Annotated in this window: 22 protein-coding genes; 12 read left to right on the top strand and 10 right to left on the bottom strand. The window is 28.4% G+C overall.

Annotation, left to right across the window (positions count from 1 at the left end; all coding sequences use genetic code 11):
• The coding region (locus tag X275_RS10910; protein ID WP_047268840.1) for a PD-(D/E)XK nuclease domain-containing protein at window positions 1–600 on the top strand (600 nt) is incomplete at its 5' end.
• Between the two features lie 126 nt (window positions 601–726).
• On the opposite strand, the gene X275_RS10905 is transcribed toward X275_RS10910, so the two are convergent.
• From X275_RS10905 to X275_RS10865, 9 genes are all read right to left on the bottom strand, one after another.
• Entirely contained in the window at window positions 727–3,027 is a 2,301-nt protein-coding gene (locus X275_RS10905; RefSeq protein WP_047268833.1) for a xanthine dehydrogenase family protein molybdopterin-binding subunit, read from the bottom strand.
• Window positions 3,024–3,482, bottom strand: coding sequence for a (2Fe-2S)-binding protein (locus X275_RS10900; protein WP_047268832.1), 459 nt, complete (start codon window positions 3,480–3,482; stop codon window positions 3,024–3,026). Before X275_RS10900 ends, X275_RS10905 begins: the two co-directional genes overlap by 4 nt.
• On the bottom strand, window positions 3,479–4,261 hold the full coding sequence (locus tag X275_RS10895) for an FAD binding domain-containing protein (RefSeq protein ID WP_047268831.1): 783 nt from the start codon (window positions 4,259–4,261) through the stop codon (window positions 3,479–3,481). The genes X275_RS10900 and X275_RS10895 overlap by 4 nt, the downstream gene beginning before the upstream one ends.
• A 5-nt stretch (window positions 4,262–4,266) precedes the next feature.
• Window positions 4,267–5,112 carry an FAD binding domain-containing protein gene (locus tag X275_RS10890; protein ID WP_047268830.1) on the bottom strand — a complete coding sequence of 282 codons (846 nt, stop codon included), beginning with the start codon at window positions 5,110–5,112 and terminating at the stop codon, window positions 4,267–4,269.
• Window positions 5,102–5,608 carry a (2Fe-2S)-binding protein gene (locus X275_RS10885; RefSeq protein ID WP_047268829.1) on the bottom strand — a complete coding sequence of 169 codons (507 nt, stop codon included), beginning with the start codon at window positions 5,606–5,608 and terminating at the stop codon, window positions 5,102–5,104. The genes X275_RS10890 and X275_RS10885 overlap by 11 nt, the downstream gene beginning before the upstream one ends.
• Window positions 5,592–6,821 (bottom strand): threonine synthase, encoded by a 1,230-nt coding sequence (thrC, locus tag X275_RS10880; protein WP_231588336.1) that lies wholly within the window; start codon window positions 6,819–6,821, stop codon window positions 5,592–5,594. Before thrC ends, X275_RS10885 begins: the two co-directional genes overlap by 17 nt.
• 296 nt (window positions 6,822–7,117) lie before the next feature.
• Window positions 7,118–8,146: an S-methyl-5-thioribose-1-phosphate isomerase gene (gene mtnA, locus X275_RS10875; RefSeq protein WP_047268827.1), complete on the bottom strand. Its 1,029-nt coding sequence runs from the start codon at window positions 8,144–8,146 to the stop codon at window positions 7,118–7,120.
• Complete coding sequence (locus X275_RS10870; protein WP_047268826.1) at window positions 8,143–8,964, bottom strand: Mrp/NBP35 family ATP-binding protein; 822 nt, start codon at window positions 8,962–8,964, stop codon at window positions 8,143–8,145. The genes mtnA and X275_RS10870 overlap by 4 nt, the downstream gene beginning before the upstream one ends.
• A gap of 1 nt (window position 8,965) precedes the next feature.
• Window positions 8,966–9,382, bottom strand: a complete 417-nt coding sequence (locus tag X275_RS10865) for an OsmC family protein (protein ID WP_047268825.1) — start codon at window positions 9,380–9,382, stop codon at window positions 8,966–8,968.
• 165 nt (window positions 9,383–9,547) lie between these two features.
• On the opposite strand from X275_RS10865, the gene X275_RS10860 reads away from it, so the two are divergent.
• A complete protein-coding gene (locus X275_RS10860) occupies window positions 9,548–10,597 on the top strand; it encodes a hypothetical protein (RefSeq protein WP_047268824.1) in 1,050 nt (349 codons plus the stop codon).
• A gap of 14 nt (window positions 10,598–10,611) precedes the next feature.
• On the opposite strand, the gene X275_RS10855 is transcribed toward X275_RS10860, so the two are convergent.
• Complete coding sequence (locus tag X275_RS10855) at window positions 10,612–11,631, bottom strand: polysaccharide pyruvyl transferase family protein (protein ID WP_047268823.1); 1,020 nt, start codon at window positions 11,629–11,631, stop codon at window positions 10,612–10,614.
• Window positions 11,632–11,694: 63 nt separating this feature from the next.
• On the opposite strand from X275_RS10855, the gene flgB reads away from it, so the two are divergent.
• From flgB to rpmH, 10 genes are all read left to right on the top strand, one after another.
• Window positions 11,695–12,099 carry a flagellar basal body rod protein FlgB gene (gene flgB / locus X275_RS10850; protein ID WP_047268822.1) on the top strand — a complete coding sequence of 135 codons (405 nt, stop codon included), beginning with the start codon at window positions 11,695–11,697 and terminating at the stop codon, window positions 12,097–12,099.
• A gap of 8 nt (window positions 12,100–12,107) precedes the next feature.
• Window positions 12,108–12,533 carry a flagellar basal body rod protein FlgC gene (gene flgC, locus X275_RS10845; protein WP_047268839.1) on the top strand — a complete coding sequence of 142 codons (426 nt, stop codon included), beginning with the start codon at window positions 12,108–12,110 and terminating at the stop codon, window positions 12,531–12,533.
• A 12-nt stretch (window positions 12,534–12,545) separates the two neighbouring features.
• A complete protein-coding gene (gene fliE / locus X275_RS10840; RefSeq protein WP_047265383.1) occupies window positions 12,546–12,854 on the top strand; it encodes a flagellar hook-basal body complex protein FliE in 309 nt (102 codons plus the stop codon).
• Window positions 12,855–13,035: 181 nt separating this feature from the next.
• Complete coding sequence (locus X275_RS11935; protein WP_047268838.1) at window positions 13,036–13,338, top strand: cupin domain-containing protein; 303 nt, start codon at window positions 13,036–13,038, stop codon at window positions 13,336–13,338.
• 213 nt (window positions 13,339–13,551) lie between these two features.
• Window positions 13,552–13,815: a type II toxin-antitoxin system Phd/YefM family antitoxin gene (locus X275_RS10830; protein WP_047265382.1), complete on the top strand. Its 264-nt coding sequence runs from the start codon at window positions 13,552–13,554 to the stop codon at window positions 13,813–13,815.
• A gap of 32 nt (window positions 13,816–13,847) precedes the next feature.
• Window positions 13,848–14,951: an ABC transporter ATP-binding protein gene (locus tag X275_RS10825; RefSeq protein ID WP_047268821.1), complete on the top strand. Its 1,104-nt coding sequence runs from the start codon at window positions 13,848–13,850 to the stop codon at window positions 14,949–14,951.
• Between the two features lie 98 nt (window positions 14,952–15,049).
• On the top strand, window positions 15,050–15,784 hold the full coding sequence (locus X275_RS10820) for a Nif3-like dinuclear metal center hexameric protein (RefSeq protein WP_047268820.1): 735 nt from the start codon (window positions 15,050–15,052) through the stop codon (window positions 15,782–15,784).
• 45 nt (window positions 15,785–15,829) lie between these two features.
• Complete coding sequence (locus X275_RS11250; RefSeq protein ID WP_052913901.1) at window positions 15,830–16,543, top strand: LysM peptidoglycan-binding domain-containing protein; 714 nt, start codon at window positions 15,830–15,832, stop codon at window positions 16,541–16,543.
• Window positions 16,536–18,212, top strand: coding sequence for an HD-GYP domain-containing protein (locus X275_RS11245; protein ID WP_052913899.1), 1,677 nt, complete (start codon window positions 16,536–16,538; stop codon window positions 18,210–18,212). The genes X275_RS11250 and X275_RS11245 overlap by 8 nt, the downstream gene beginning before the upstream one ends.
• A 127-nt stretch (window positions 18,213–18,339) precedes the next feature.
• A complete protein-coding gene (rpmH, locus tag X275_RS10805) occupies window positions 18,340–18,474 on the top strand; it encodes a 50S ribosomal protein L34 (RefSeq protein ID WP_047265379.1) in 135 nt (44 codons plus the stop codon).

Genomic DNA, 18,474 nt, shown 5'->3' with positions numbered 1-18,474 from the left:
ATAAAATCATTATTATTCTATCTTGGATTCATGACATTTGAAAAAAAAGGATTAAGGACATATTTAAAAATACCAAATTACTCAATGAAAAAAATATTCTCAGAATACTTCACAGAATACATAGAAGAAAGGTTAACGGAATATATAGACACAGATGAAATAGAAAATGCAATAATAACGATATTAGAAGATGGAAAAATAGAACCATTTGCCAAAGAAATAGAAAACCTATTAAGCAAAATGGACAACAGAATATTCATGGGATTAGATGAAAAATACATAAAAGCAATAATGTATAGTTATCTAATACTAACGCCATATGCAATGGTAAAAATGGAATATCCAGTAGAAAATGGATATATAGACATAGCAATGTTCAAAAGATACGAAGAAGTACCATATGAAGCAATAATAGAAGTAAAATACATAAAACAAAAAGAATACACAGAAGAAAAATTAAAAATGAAAATAAAACAGGCAAAAGAACAAATAGAAAAATACAAGAAATCATATGAATTAAACACAAAAAATGAAACGATGAAAAAGTATATAATTGTTTTTGTTGGTAAAGAAGCGAAGTATATTGAGGAAATAAAATAAGGGTAGTATAATATAAAAAATTTTGTAAAATAAGTGAAACCTCAAAATGTATCTTTTTGTTTACATGGTAAAAAATAACGCCAGGAATAATACCTGGCGCTTTTATATATGAAAGAGTTAAAAAATTTATTTTTTATTTTTCAATGCTTTTAATACTTTTTCTGGTGTAATTGGAAGATCTTTTATTCTAACACCAATTGCATTAAATATTGCATTTGCTATTGCGGCAGGTGGAGTATCTATTCCTATTTCACCGACACTTTTTGCACCAAAAGGACCAGATGGTTCATAACTTTCTACTAGTTCAACATCAAGTTTATTTATATCAACTCTTGATGGAATCTTATAATTCATAAGGTTGTTGGTTAATAATCTTCCGTTTTTATCATATATAACTTCTTCGTACATCGCCATTCCTATTCCTTGAGCAAGACCGCCTTCTACTTGAACTTTTGCGAGGTTTGGATTGATTGGAGTTCCGCAGTCTACTACAGCAACATAATTAATCAAATCGACTTTTCCTGTTTCCGTGTCTACTTCTACTTCAGCAAAACCTGCCATAAATGGCGGTGGTGATTCTTCGCCCACATATGATCCAGTTACACTTAATTGTTTTTGATTTTCATTATAATAAAGGATCTCTGCCAGTTTTTTTAGAGTTATTTTATTTTCTCCAGCAATTATCTCTTTACCATTAAAACTAACTTTTTCTTCAGAAACTTCAAAGTATTCAGCGCCGGCCTTAATAATTTCTTTTTTCATTTTCTCGGCGGCAATTCTAACAGCATTACCAGAAACATATGTTGTACTTGATGCGTAGGCTCCAGTATCAAATGGCGTTATATCCGTATCTGAAGAATATGGTATTATATCATCAGTTGGAACATTTAAAACTTCTGCAGCTATTTGTGACAAAATAGTATCGCTACCAGTTCCAATGTCAGTTGCACCTATTAATAAGTTAAATGATCCATCATCATTCAATTTTAACGTTGCAGATGCCATATCAATTTTTGCAATTCCAGATCCTTGCATAGCAATTGCCATCCCCACACCTTTTACCTTTTTGCCTTCTTTTTTCGAACTGAATTTATTTTCCCAATCGATTTTCTTTACACCTTTCTCTATACATTCATCGAGTTTACAACTGTTAACTATCATTTCTACGCCTTCTCTACCCTCACCCATTATTTTAAAAATAGGTGAAGTTTCTTTTTCACGTATCATATTTATTTTTCTAAGTTTTACAGGATCTATATTTAATTTATGAGCTAAAATATCCATCGCTGATTCAATAGCAAAATTAGCTTGAATCGCGCCATATCCTCTATATGCACCAGCAGATGGGTGATTAGTATATACTACGTCTCCACCAAACCTTACAGCTTTTACTTTATTATACATTGGCAGTACTTTTGAACCAGCTACCATAAATGTTGTTAAAGCATGTTCACCGTAAGCTCCTGTGTCAGAAAGCCCTTTAACATCTATGACGTTTATTTTTCCATTTTTATCTGCACCGATAGTTATATCAAATCTCATAGCATGTCTAGTGTATGTGGACTCAAAAACCTCTTTTCTTGTATAATATATTTTTGCTGGTTTGCCAGTTTTTAGTGTAATTAAAGCGACATAAGGTTCGCCGTGAATTCCCTGCTTTCCACCAAAGCCTCCACCAACTCTTGGTTTTATGACTCTGATATTTTTTATTGGTATATCCAGAGCTCTTGATAATATTCTTCTTACATGAAATGGAACCTGTGTTGAAGAAACAACAACCAATCTTCCTTGCATATCTATATATGAATATGCAGAATGAGGTTCCATCATAACATGAGCCTGAGCCTGTGTATAAAACCTTTCTTTAATAACTACTTCGGATTTTTTTATTTCTTCTTCGATATTTCCTATACTCATTTCATATGTTGCAGCTATATTATTTTTTGGATCAGAACTTATAAATCCTTCACTCTGAAAATCTTTTTCCGGATGAATAATACTTTTGGAACCTTTGCTTTTTTCAAAATCAAGAACAGGTTCCAGCACTTCGTATTCTACTTTTATTAATTTTAAAGCTTTTTCAGCTGTATATTCATCTTTTGCAGCTACTGCAGCAACTTCGTCGCCTACATATCTTACATATTCATCAAAAATATATTTATCATATGGAGATGGTTCAGGATAACCCTGACCTGCTCTTGTGAATCTGTTTTTAGGTACATCTTTATATGTTAATATACATTCCACACCATCTAAACTTTCTGCTTCTTTTGTATCAATATTTTTTATTCTTGCAAATGCATGAGGACTTCTTAAAACCTTTACAATTAATGCATTTTTGGGAGCTAAATCATCTGTATAAACTGGTTTACCACTAACCAATCCAATACCATCAACTTTTTTTATGGAGCTTTTTACTTCTTTCATGCTTTCACCTCAAAATACTTTTTTATTGCTCTTAGCTGAGGAACATAACCTGTACATCTACATAAATTACCTACTAAATATTTTTTTATTTCATCTTCGGTTGGATTTTTTAATTCCTTTCCCATGGCATATACATTCAAAATTAATCCGGGGCTACAAAACCCACATTGGTCAGCACCTTCTTCTAATAAGGCATTTGATATATTTTTAAATTCAGGATCTTTTTCAATACCTTCTATAGTTGTTATTTCATGTCCATCAGCAGATGCTGCTAAAATCGAACAGGATAATACAGGTTTCCCATCCATTAAAACTGTACACACACCGCATGTACCTGTATCACATCCTTTTTTTACACTACTATAATTTAATCTTCTCAATACATCCAATAAAAACTCCGATGGAGATATTTCTACTTCTCTTTTTGTATTATTTATTGTAAGTGTTATTTTCATTGTATAACCTCCTCTAAGCCTCTTTTTACAAGAACAGGTGCTATCATTTTTCTGTATTCTTTTGAAGCTTTTATATTTGAACCATATTCCATTTCTTCAGCAGCAAGCTTAGATGCCTCTTCAATATCATTATTATTCTTTAAGTATTCCATGGCTTTAGTTGCTAATTTTGCTACCGCAGGTCTTGCTCCTATTGAAATACGGAAGTTCCTCTCTTCATCAACAGAAACCGCAGAATTTAAAATAGAAAAATCATAAAAAGAATTTCTCATATATTGAAAAGACATTTTTCTATTTTCATTTTTTATTATTAATTCCACCAATATATCTTTTCTTATTTTTTCTGTTAAGAAAACTTCCAAAGGCATTCTTCCGTTATTGAATAATACAACATCTGTATTCAATACAAGAAGAGCTGTTATTAAATCAGAAAAACCCAATTTTGGAAAGATGGTTCCTCCAATTGTAGCAATATTTCTTAATTGTACAGACCAAATACTTTGTAAAACATGAATTAATTTACCTTCAAATACTTCTTTTATTATTTCGCTTCTTTCAACTTCTCCTAATGGTGTTGCACCGCCGATTTTTATTTCATCTTTTTCTAGTTTTACATAATTAAGTCCGGTATCTTGAAGGTCTATAGCTAAGTTTATTTTTCTCGATGCCAATCTCATAAAAGCACCACTTCCAATAATTTCAGCGCCTTCAATATTAATCAGTTTTTCATATGCTTCTTCTACACTTTTAGGCCTGAAATAATCTTTTATCTCTATCACACCTATCACCCTTCCTGAAAAGTTTTATTTAAATTATAAAAAGCTTTTATTAAAAGATTTTTCACCATTTTTTTCCTATATTCAGCCGTTGCTCTAACATCGGTAATTGGATTAATTCTTTTCGTATATTGTTCTCCTAACCAGTCAAATAGATCTCTAGTTATTTCTTTTCCTATAACAGATTTTTCCAGATCTTCAAATCGTATTATAGTTGGTCCCACTGATCCATAAGCTATTTTTATTTCTTCTATGATATTTTGTTTCTTTTTGAGTACAATTCCCAAACTAATAATAGATATATTCATTGCATTTCTTTTTCCAACTTTTTCATAATAATATTCATACCCAATCCTTTCTTTTAATTCGATGGAATATATAAATTCTTCAGGTTTTAATTTAATTTTTCCGGGTCCATCTATTAACTGTGAAATTTTTATTTTTTTATTTGTGGGTTTAATATAAGCATAACCATGATAAAGATATGTTGCCAATAAAAAATCACCAGCAGGTGAAGCATTGCAGATATTTCCGATGGGTGTTGCTCTATTTCTTATTTGAGGGGAACCAATTTTTTTTATTATATCAACAAGCATCGGAAACTTTTCTTTAAATTTCTTATTTTTTAATAAATCGCTATAAGTTGTATTTAATGGAATTATTACTTTTTCATTTTCAAATTTTATTTCATTTTTCCCTAATCCTTTAGTATCTATTATGATTTCCGGTTTACATGATTTTGCTCTAAGTTTTACCATTAAATCTGTACCACCAGCAAGTAATTTGGCGTTATAATTAGATTTTAACATGCTTAATTCTTCTATTGTTTTTGGTTTAGAGTATTTAAACTGCATTTTTTTCACCTCTTTTATCAGCAACTGTTGTATTTTTTTCTGCTAATTTTGTCGAGGCCAATTTAACAGCTTCAATTATCTTTGTATATCCAGTACATCTACAAAGATTACCTTCTAATGCTTCTTTTATCTCGTTGTCATCTGGATCAGGATTATTATCAAGTAAAACTTTTGTTGACATTATAAATCCCGGAGTACAAAAACCGCACTGAATAGCTCCTTTTTCTATATAAGATTCCTGAATTGATGTATCACCTATTTCGTTTAATCCTTCAAGTGTCCATACTTCCTGTCCATCCAGTTCAACTGCTAAAATCATACATGAATTAACATTCTTACCATTCAAAATTATTGTGCAGGCACCACATTCGCCTTCACCGCAACCCTCTTTTACAGATGTCATTCTCATATCATCTCTTAAAAAATCCAAAGCTCTTTTGTATTCTTCAACATCATATTCTATATCTTTATTATTGAGTTTAAATCTGATTTTCATATTTTTCTATCACCTCTCTAACTTCGTTTATATGTGGTTTTATTTTTTCAAAATGTACAAATTTTTCTATTGCCTTTACATCTTTTAAACCATTACCGGTAATTACTATTGCGACAGTCGCATCTTTACCGAGTGATTTTGACACTTTTTTTAATCCAGCATAAGATGTTGCTCCTGCAGGTTCGCCAAAAATTCCGGTTTTTAAAGATAATTCATATACAGCATTTAGTATTTCTTCATCAGAAACACTTACAAAATATCCACCACTTGCTTTTACGTATTTGCAGGCTTTTATAACATCTCTTGGTTTTCCAACGCTTATACTATCTGCAATTGTATTCGTTTCTATATCATCTGGTAAAAATGGTTCTCCTTTATCAAAAACTTTTTTTACAGCAGCAGCACCTTCCGCCTGAACGCCAATTATTTTAGGGATTTTATCTATTAGACCTAATTTATAAAAATCATAAAATCCTTTATAAAAAGAGCTTATAACGGTTCCATCTCCAACGCTTACAAATAAATAATCTGGAATTTCCCAATTATTTTGAACAGCAATTTCTAATGCTCCCGTTTTCTTTCCTTCGAGTAAATAAGGATTTATTGCCGAATTCCTACAATACCATCCTTTTTCTTCGCCGATTTTCATAGAAATATCAAAAGCTTCATCATAGCTTCCATCTATGGGAATTACTTTTGCACCATAGATAAAAAGTTGGGACATTTTGGCTATTGGAGCAGAAGCAGGAAGAAAAATATATGTTTTTAGTTTTGAAGCAGCACTCAATCCTGCTAAAGAACTGGCAGCATTTCCTGTTGATGCACAATAGATAGTATCATATCCTTTTTCATATGCTTTAGCAATTGCAATAGCAGAAGCTCTATCTTTAAAAGAAGCAGTAGGATTGGTGCCATCATATTTAATTAATAAACTTTTAATCTCTAACTCTTCGGCTAATTCTGGCATTATATAAAGTGGGGTCCCTCCTACATGCAAATGTGTTTTGTATGCGTCGTTCTTTATTGGTAAAATTTTCTCAAACTGCCATATACTATTATATTTAGTAAAATCTTCTCTATGTAGTTTTATTTCATCATAATTAAACACAACTTCCAGTGTGCCTAAACGACTTCCACACGTTGGACAGGTATATTCAACTTCTTCAGCACCGTATATTTTTCCACAGTTAATGCAACGCAATTTGTAATTCACTATTTTTCCTCCTATTTTTTTTATTTTTCATATATATTAAATTTTACATTATTTTATACTTAAATTAAATCTTGCTTAAAGCTATTTTCGATTAAATATAAACAATAATATTCAATTATTCCTGCTTAATAGCTTTTTTTGTAATATCTAAAAGAAAAAGGTTCTACCACGAAAAGCGTGAGTAATTAAAAAGAATAACCCTCCATAAGGGAGGATTATTCTTTTACGGTAAAGTATCTAATATCATGTAAGTATTAATGAAGAATAAAAAAATAAAATGAGGCAGAAGCCTCATTTTATTTTTCAAATAATTTTTTTAAATTTTCAGAATAAGGGGGTTTTACTACACCTTTTTCAGTAATAATTGCTGTGATTAATTCATTTGGTGTCACATCGAACGCGGGGTTATAAACTTTGATTTCTTCTGGAACCATTTTTGATTTATGACAAAATCTAACTTCTTTATGTGATCTTTCCTCTATGGGGATTTCATTTCCAGTTGGAGTATTTAAATCTATAGTTGATAATGGGGCAGCAACATAGAATGGTATTCCATGTTTTTTTGCCAATACAGCGACAGAGTAAGTTCCTATTTTATTTGCAACATCACCGTTTGAGGCTATTCTATCTGCTCCAACAATAACTGCATTTATTTTTCCCTGTTTCATTACCCAGCCAGCCATATTATCAGAAATTAATGTTACATCAAATCCGTCTTTATATAATTCCCATACAGTTAACCTTGCTCCTTGTAAATAAGGCCTTGTTTCATCTGCATATACTTTTATATCTTTTCCTAATTCTCTAGCCCCTCTTATTACACCAAGAGCTGTTCCATAGTCTACAGTAGCCAATGCACCTGCATTACAATGTGTTAATACTGTATCGCCATCATTTAACAATTCACCACCAAATTTTCCCATTGCTCTATTTGCTTCAATATCTTCATATGCTATTTTTAGTGCTTCTTTTTCAATTAAATCTATTAAATTTTTATCGTCTTTAATTTCCAAAAATTTTCTTTCCATTCTGTCTAAAGCCCAGAAAAGGTTAACAGCGGTTGGTCTCGTATCAGCAAGTGTTTTCTTGACTTCTTTCATTTTGTTGAAATCATTAAGAAATTCTTTTACTCCAAGCACATAGCCAAAAGCAGCAGATGCTCCTATCGCAGGTGCCCCGCGAACTACCATATCTTTTATAGCGGTAGCAACTTCTTTATAATTTTTACATGATATATAGGTTTCTTCCAAAGGTAAATATCTTTGATCAACCAATATTAAGGAATCTCCAGTCCATTCCATAGACATGGTTTTCAACTTACTCATTCTTTGTCATCCTTTTCCACTTCTGCTATAACTCTTTTGGCTAATTGAACATAGGGTGCAACGTGTTCAGGTTTTCCAAAATATGCTGCGGGTTTTCCTGTATCCATGTTTATTCTTATATCTTCGCTTATTGGTATTTCAGCTAAAATAGGCAATTTATACTTTTCTGCTAAACTTTTTGCACCATCTTTACCAAAAATATAATGCTTTGTGTGGCAATTTGGACATTCAAAATATGCCATATTTTCAACTAATCCCAAAACTTTTTTATCCATGACTTTAAAGAAGTTTATAGCCCTTTCCACATCATCTTTTGACACTTCAGAAGGTGTTGTAACAATAATAGCTCCATCAAACTTCTTTAACATTTGCATAACAGTTAACGGTTCATCGCCTGTACCTGGAGGTGCATCGATGATCATATAATCTAATTCTTCCCATTCAATATCATTAAAAAATTGTTTTATTGTTCCAGTCTTTATTGGACCTCTCCAAACAATAGGTTTTCCACTTTCTGGTACAAATTGTGAAACTGAAATTACTTTAACGCCATTAACCTCTGGAGGTACTATTTTTTCACCAACCTGATAAGGATGATCTTTTTCTGTTCCTCCTAACATCCTCATTACATTTGGGCCATGCATATCAATATCCATTAACCCAACTTTTCTACCTTCCAATGCAAGAGCTACAGATAAATTTACAGCTATTGTTGATTTTCCGACTCCACCTTTTCCACTCATTACCATTATTATGTGTTTTATATTTTTTAACTCATTTTGATCTGGTAATTTAAATTGAACATTTTTGTTTGCCATATTATTCCTCCTCAACTATAATTTCGTAGGTTACCTCAGCAACGCCTTTTACAGTAGCTGATGCTGAGCAATATTTTTCCTGTGATAATTTTACCGCACGTTCTAATTTTTCTATAGGTAAGTTGTTTCCTTTAAAATAATATTTTATATGTATTTTTGTAAATGCTCTTGGATGATTTTCCTTTCTTTCTGTTTCTAATTTTACTCTTAAATCTTTATAATCTACTTTCATTTTCTTTAAAATCATAGCAACATCTATTCCTGTACAACCGCCTATTCCAAGTAAAAATAACTCTAAAGCTCTTGGACCACTATTAGTTCCACCAACTTCTGGTGATGCGTCAATAATTACATCGTGACCAGAAGGAGTTTTTGAAACAAATTGCATACCTGTAGTGTTTTTTAATTCGATTTCCATAATTCCCCTCCTAAATATGATTTTTTAAGTCAAGTATAATTATAGCGCCATACTTATAATAATGTATAACATTATCTTTAAAAAATGGTATTTATTTTTAATCTAATTTTTGAGTTTTAATTTTTTTGAGGTATAATATAAAAAACGGATTTTTGGAGGTTGTATATGATAAAAAAGATAATTATACTTGTATCCATTTTTTTTCCTTTGATATTGATAGCATCTCCAGATACTTTTTTAATAGTAGATAAAATAGCTGTTGGTGAAAGAACATTTCATATTGATGTATTTGGTAATTATGCTACTATTTGTAATTATAGTGGTACTGTAAAGGTTATCGATTATGTTAATGGAGATGTTACGTTGTATGTTGATAATGGTATAGTTTCAAGACCAATGGCAGGATATTATATTAATAATTATCTCTATGTAATAGATAACGGAGACCCTTCGTTGAAAGTAATTAATAAATGGGGTACTTTAAGCAGAAAGTTGAAATTAAATGCAAAACCTGTAAATATGAAATTTTTAAAAAATAAGTTTTATCTTACTACAACTAATCCATATGGAATGTATGTAATAAATAAAGAAACTTTAAAAATAGAGAAATTTTATAAATTTCCGGTAAAAACCCCCTTCATATCTATAGTGGATGATGATATATTAATTCCTATGTATGAAAATGAGAATAAAAAAGATAATATTCTTACAACTTATAAATTGTTATTTAAATTAAGTGATGAAAGTTTTATAATGAATTTAAAAAGAATTTCTTTTCCTATTGACATCAAAAAGTACAAAGATAAATATTACTTAGGTGAATATTTTGATGGTGGTATTTATGAATTATGGAATAATTATCAAAAAAAGATTGCCCAATTTGGAAAATATTTAATTAACATAGGAATATTTAATGATAACATTATAGGAAATTCTCTTTTTGGTGGAATTTATATTTATTCATTAAAGGATAAAAGTACTCGTGTAATATTGAAAAATATCCCAATTACAGATTTTGCATATAACCCTAAAAGTGATTATTTATTTGCAATTTCGCATATAACAGGTGAATTTTTTGTAATTGATAAAAATTTTAATATATATGAAAAATTAAAAATTGATGGTTATCCTATAGATGTTGAAGTGCCAACTGATAATATTATTCTTGTGTTATCCACTGATGGTAGAGAATTAAAAATCATAAGACGATTTTGATATGAAATTAACATTTATAGAAAAGTTTTAATAATTTCCAGAGTTTTTTGATGTGATATGTTTAATTTATCTATGAAAATTTTTTGTATTTTTTCAAAGTCATAAGTTTTTAACTGAGATAAAGAATCAATTAAATCATCTTCATTTTTAAAAAAGAGATTATATTTTTTATCAATTGTTTTGAATACTCTATAATTCTTTTGATTTTTATACATTATAACGGGTATTCCAAGATATAAGGATAAAATCCCTCCATGTAGTCTATCCGATATTACAAATTCTGATTTTAATATTTCATTAATGATTTTATCTTCTTCTGAAACCGGGAAAGATATATTTATATTATTTTTGTATTTTTCAAAAAAATCATAGGATATAATGGCATCTTGAGATTTATTTAAAACTATAGGTGTTATACTATTTATATTAGCATATTTTAACAAATATATTATCTTATCCCAATTTCGTTTATTTTTTATTATTATAGATATGTGTGATTTTTTTGTGTTTTTCTGAAAGTGAAGGTTTTTGTAATTTATCATTCCAATATCGGTGCCTAACTCAAAATGATTCGAAAATTTTTTCGCATATCTATAACTTGTCTCATCCCTTAATATTCCAGATAAATTTTTATATTTTAAAATTTTCCTCATCCTTTTTATTGCATATTTATGTTTGAAATGTCCAAAACCCTGAGATAAAAATAATATGTGCTTTTTATAATGTTTTGCTATTTTAAATAAAAAATCATAATATAAGAAACTTTTCAATGATGTTTCTGTTTGAAAAATATTGCCTCCACCATAAATAACTATATTACATTCTTTTATAATTTTTATTATTTTCTGGATATTATATTTATCAACTTTATGTATCTTAAAGCTGTAATTTTTAGTTATTTTTGTTTTATCCAATAATATATAAACTTTTCCATCAAAATTTAATTCGCTAAAAATCTCTAATATTGATTGAAATAATAATTCATCACCCAGATTATTATATCCGTAATAACCTATAAGAAATATTTTATTCATGTCATCCATCTCCTTAGGTTTTTTTAGTTTTTTTATAGAACAATAATTCAGGAGGCGAGTAAAATGTTTTATAAAGATCTTGCAATAAATATTATACCAAAAGCATTAGATGCTGTTGAAACAAGACAAAAAATATATTCTCATAATATAGCTAATTATAACACACCGGGATACAAAAGAAAAGAAGTATCTTTTGAAGAAGAATTAAAAAAAGCTTTAGGGGATACTGATGAGATTAAATTAAAAACAAATAATGGAAAACATATAAAAAATATACCGTCTGTTAATGAGGTGAATTATAAGATTATTGAAGATAACTCGCGTTCAAATAGAGAAGATGGTAATAACGTTGATATTGATGTTGAAATGGTTAAAATGATGGAGAATACATTACAATACAATGCTTTAACTAAACTAATTAATTATAGATTTTCTGATTATAAAACTGCTATAGGAGGAATTAGATAAAAATGAATATCAATACTTTTAGAATAATGGATATTGCCGCAAGTGGTATGACAGCTGAAAGGTTCAGATCAGAAGTAATATCTAATAATCTTGCAAATGCAAATACTACAAGAACAGAAAATGGCGGGCCGTATAGAAGAAAAATAGTAACATTTAAAGAAGTTTTAAACAAAAATAGGACTAAAAGAGATGAACAATTATCTGGAGTAAGAGTTTCAAATTTAAAGGAAGATAATAGTCCTTTTAGATTAGTGTATGATCCAGGTCACCCTGATGCAGATGAAAATGGATATGTAAAATATCCAAATGTTAATCCTTTGAGGGAAATGGTCGATTTAATTGGTGCCCAGAGGGCGTATGAGGCTAATGTTGCTGTTATAAATTCTGCAAAAACAATGTTTAATTCGGCATTATCTATAGGCCGTGGAGCTTAGGAGGTGTAATAGATGATAGAAAAAATACCAGGAGTATCAGGAATAAATGGAATTAATAATATAGCAAGGACGCAAAAAAGTAATAATACATCTTCAAAAAATTTGAATTTTGCTGACATTTTAAGAAATGCTATTGAAGATGTAAATAAAACTCAGAAAATTTCCGAACAAATGAGTGCAGATTATGCAGCAGGAAAAATAGATAATATTCATAATGTTATTATTTCTGCTGAAAAAGCATCTTTATCGTTAAAATTAACAACAGAAGTAACTAATAAAATAGTTCAGGCTTATAAAGAAATTATGAGAATGCAGATTTAGGTGATATGTTATGGATGAAATTATAAAAGCTGTAGACGAATTTTTTGAAAAAAATCCAGAGGCGGATTTTAGCTCTCTGGAAGTTTTTCTTTATAGAAATTTTAATAAAAAAGATGTTGAATTTTATTTTCAACTTATAGGAGAAGCAATTTTAAGTACTGAAGGAGGTTTTAGAAATCCAATGAGTGCATTTTTAGAAAATGATCCAGATATTAAAATTGTTAAAAATCCAGAAAAATCTTTACTTGAAAAATTAAATGTAGAAAAATGGCCTATATGGGAAAAAGAGATTTCTACCTTTGATTGGTATTATGATGATTCTGAAGTTTGTTATATTTTAAAGGGAAAGGTTATAGTTCATACTAAAAATGGTGATTATACTATTGAAAAGGGAGATTTGGTTAGATTTAAAAAAGGACTTTCATGTACTTGGGAAATACTTGAAGATATAAAAAAACATTATAATTTTGGTATAGATATATAGGATTGCAGATGCAATCCTTTTTTTATCTTAATATCTAAAAATAAAATTAATGCTATATTTCATATAAGCTTTTTTGATAATTTGAAAAAATAAGAAAAATTTAGAATTTTACATTTAATAACAAATATTTGCTAATATATATGTATAATCTTTTGAATATGAATTTTTTGATTTTTGTTAATATGACTATAATTATAGTCAAGGGGGTTTTTTATGGATATTGAAAATTTGAAATTTTATAGTATTGCGGAAGCGAAAGCCAAATTTTCTAAAGCTGCAGAAGAATCAAAAAAAAATTTTGTAGTAATAACCAAAAACGGGAAACCAGAATTTGTTTTGATTGATTTTGAACGATTTAAAAAGTTAATGAATTTTATTGATGAAATAAGAGATTTATATTTAATGGAGATTGGAGAACCTGGTAAATATAATGAAATAAAAGATTTATTTAAAGAGATTGAAAGTTTAGATGAATAATAGTTTATATGAATAATATGGAGGTGTTTTAAATGGCACAGGTTGTATTAGAAAATATTGATAAAATTTACCCTAATGGTTTTCATGCTGTAAAAAATGCAAGTTTTACAATTGAAGACAAAGAATTTTGCGTATTATTGGGGCCATCTGGTTGTGGTAAAACTACGACTTTAAGGATGATTGCTGGTTTAGAAGAGATTACAAATGGAAAATTAATTATTGATGGTAAAGTAGTTAACGATGTTGAACCAAAAGATAGAGACATTGCTTTTGTTTTCCAGAATTATGCTCTTTATCCTCATATGACAGTATATGATAATATGGCATTTGGATTGAAATTAAGAAAATTTCCTAAAGATGAAATAGATGCAAGGGTTAAAAATGCAGCTAAAATTTTAGATATTGCACATTTATTAGACAGGAAACCAAAGCAATTATCTGGTGGTCAAAGGCAAAGGGTAGCAGTTGGTAGAGCTATAGTCAGAGACCCAAAAGTGTTTTTATTTGATGAACCTTTATCAAACTTAGATGCTAAATTAAGGGTTCAGATGAGAAGTGAGTTGAAAAAATTACATCATAGATTAAATGCAACAATTGTTTATGTTACACATGACCAAGTTGAAGCTATGACTATGGCTGATAAAATCGTTATTATGAAAGATGGTGTAATTCAACAAATTGGCTCTCCATATGATGTATACTTCAAACCAACAAATAAATTTGTTGCAGGATTTATAGGAACACCTCCTATGAATTTCTTGGAAGCAAGTGTAATCAGAGGAGAAGGTGGATTATGGATAACATCAAACGGCTTTAAAGTGAAAGTACCAAAACAATTTGAAGAAAAATTGGAGTCTTATGTAGACAAAGATGTTATTTTTGGTATTAGACCGGAAAATATTCATGATAAATCTATATATAAAGGAGAACATACTAATGATGTTATAAAAGGTGTTGTAGATGTTGCAGAACCATTAGGTAGTGAAACATTGTTGCATGTAAATATAGCAGGTCAATCGTTGGTTGCTAAAGTTGATCCAACTACAAAAGCTAAAGAAGATACAGAGGTAGAACTAATTTTAGAAATGGAAACAATGCATGTATTTGATAAGGAAACAGAATTAGCAGTTATTTAAAAAGTAATCTTATTAATTATAAGTTAGAGGCCCTTTTCTGGGCCTCGTTATTTTTGTTTATTAGACATTTTTGTTATAATTAATATGGAGGTGTAAATATGGCAAATATTTTTGATATAGAAAATTATTTAAATAATCTTTTAGAAATTGATAAATTTAATGATTTTTGTTTTAATGGAATACAGATTGAAGGAAAACATGAAGTGAATAAGGTAGCCATTGGAGTATCTTTTAATAAGGAGTTTTTAGATGAAGCATTAAAAATTAATGCAGATATGTTATTGGTTCATCATGGAATTTTTGGAAAAGGTTTTTTCAAAATACGTGGATATTTGAAAAACAGGATATCACCACTGATTAAAAATAATTTAACTTTGATGGGATATCATTTACCACTTGATGCACATCCTGAATATGGAAATAATGCACAGATCGCTAAGAAACTTGATTTGAAAATATTAGAATCTATTGATGTGGGTTTTATTTGTGAATATAATAAAGCAGTAGAATTTGATGTATTTGAAAAAAAATTGAAAAATGTATTTGAACGTGATGATTTATTAATATATAGAAATAAAAGTTATGTTAAAAAAGTTGCTATTATATCAGGTGGGGGTTCTTATGCTTTAGAGTTACTTGAAGGTAAAGTTGATACATATATAACTGGAGAGGTGAAGGAACATATTAGAAATATTTCAAAAGAAATGGGGATAAATTATATAAATGCTGGGCATTATTCAACAGAAACATTTGGAGTAAAATCCATTGCAAAATTATTGGAAAAAGAATTTAATTTAGAATATATTTTTATTGACATATATAATGAAATTTAATTATTTTATGATATAATTATCCTGATAGAGCTCAGGAGGGATTATATGAAAAAAGTAATAATTTTTATACTCTTAATACATAATATTATAATGTTTTCAATAAATTTTTCCAAAAGCGGAAAAGGATATTATGAAATTCCTGCATACAAACCCCTTTTAGAAATTTCGTTAAATAAAGGGCTTTTTGACGTAAACATGCCATTTTTACTTGCTAATTTAGAATTTAAAAAAGATTTTTGTTATTTACCCTACACAAAATATTTATATAAAAATAATGAGATTTTTGTATTGGGATTAATTGAAAGAAAAGAAGATTATTCAAATAACGATTTTACTGTGTACGGTTCAAATAGCATAATAAAGAAATATAATGAAGAAATAAAAAATGCTAATATTTCTATATTAATTTTATACAAAAATATTTCTCTTCATGGTGTGAAAATTAGCCAAGAAAGTACGAATTTAAATTTGAATAATTTTTCATTTGTTATAAAAGATACATTTCCAAGAGAAATATATTCTTTAGATGATTCAGTATTTGAAAAATTTTATAAAGAAGTGTTAAAAGAAGATAATTATATTTATTATAAAGTAAAAAATGGAGATACATTATATAGTATTTCAAGGATTTTTGGTGTTTCTATAGATTATTTGTTGAAGATTAATAATATAAAATCACCGGAATTGTTAAAAGATGGTATGTTTATTATTGTTGGCACATCAAAAAATCTTAAAGGTAAAGGTGAAATAAATGATTAATCAATATGATGCAATAAATTCAATTATTGCAAATATGCCTATTTCGAATTTTAGATTGATTTTAGGTATTAAAATATCAGAAAACTTGTTTAGAGTTATTACTTATTTTGACTCTGAAAAGATGGATTTTGATTTTTCTATAAACGGTATGTATTTTTCCGTAGAAGAGAAATTTCTTGTAAATAATTTTGACTCGGTTCTATATGAAGAATCTATTAACAAACATTTTTTCGAAGGTAAAGAAGATTATTTTGCTGTTGGTCAAAATATTATTTTTAGGAAAGAAGTTGTTGGATTTATATATGTATTAATAGATAAAACGACAAAATATGATAATATTAATACGTTAAAAGACCTATTTTATGAACATTTAAAAAGTTTTTTAACCATTATATTAGATACCAAAGACTATATTTTGAAAGAATATTCAATTGAGCAAACAATAAATTCACTATTTTATATATTAAAAGCTCATGATGCTTATACATACTATCATTCTCTGAGAATAGCAGATTTATCTGTTCTTCTTGCTGAAAAATTAAGTTTAAAACAGGAAGATATTGAAAAAGTATATTATGCGGCTTTAATACATGATCTTGGAGAAATATGGATATCTAAAGATATTCTTCAAAAATCTGAGAAACTTACACCACATGAATTGGAACAGATAAAACAACACACACAAAAATTAGAGTTTTTATTTGCTGGAAATGATTATTTTTCAGAATTTGTTGAAATAGCTAAAAATCATCATGAATATCTTGATGGTAGTGGATATTCAAAGAAAAGCAAATACGACCTTTCAATATTATCAAGAATTTTGGCTGTTGCTGAAGTAGTTGATGCATTGCTTTCAAATAGGCCGTGGAGAAAGGCAATGAAAATAGAAGATGCAATAAAAATATTATTAAAAATGGTAGAAAGCAATAAGTTAGATGAAAAAATAGTAAAATCTGTTATAAAAATAATACCTGAATTTTATGGGGGATTATCTCAAAACACGTTTATGAAGTACAATGATGTATTTGTTACGTTTGATTATAAAGGTAAAGATATAAGAATTGAAGCTAAAATTGTTGATCTCAAAAAAGATTATATTAATCTATATATTCCAATAAAGATAGTTGAGGTTGAGAATGATATTATTAATATTAATGAAAAAATTATTGAATTAGATAAAGAAATTTACCTGGAATATTATTCTGGAAACAATTCTATTTTAAGAAATTGTACAATAGTTGGAAAAAATCGTCTTGGATATATTTTGAAAATTAATAAAGATATTGAAGAAAATGAAATTATTTCTGTAAAATGGAATTTGAATGGTATAGGAGTTCCACTAAAAAGGGTTGTTTTTGTAAATAAATATGTGTGGCGTCTTGATAATGAAAAAGCTTTTAAAATTAACATAGAGAGTATTTCAAATAAAAATATAATTTTTTATGCATTGAAAGATAAAGTAAACAAAATGTCAGATAAAAAAATTTTAATAACCTTTGAAGCTATGAAGTTGAAAATTAATTTAATAGGTGAAATTATATATAAAGAGGAAATTTTTAGTGGTTATTATCATTGCGATTTTAAAATAGGTGAAATTACAGATGAAGAATATACAAAATTAATTCAAATCATCAATTTACGCCAGGAACAATTAAAAATGTTACATTAAATTCGGGATGTCCCGAATTTTTTCTTAAAAACAAAATAATTGTAACTTTTTATATTGACATAAAAAATATTTTAAGGGTATAATAGGTGAAGGTATATATAGAAAAATTTTAAAAGGAGGAATTCTAATGAAAAGAACATACCAACCTTCAAGAAGAAAGAGAAGAAGAACACATGGATTTTTAGCAAGAACTAAAACTCCAGGTGGAAGGGCTGTTTTAAGAAGAAGAAGAGCAAAAGGAAGAAAAAGATTAGCTGTTTGA

Origin of the sequence: Marinitoga sp. 1197, assembly GCF_001021165.1 — a bacterium.
Taxonomy (GTDB): Bacteria; Thermotogota; Thermotogae; order Petrotogales; family Petrotogaceae; genus Marinitoga.
Note: the sequence above shows the minus strand (reverse complement) of the source record. Positions and strands in the feature narration are given on the sequence as shown.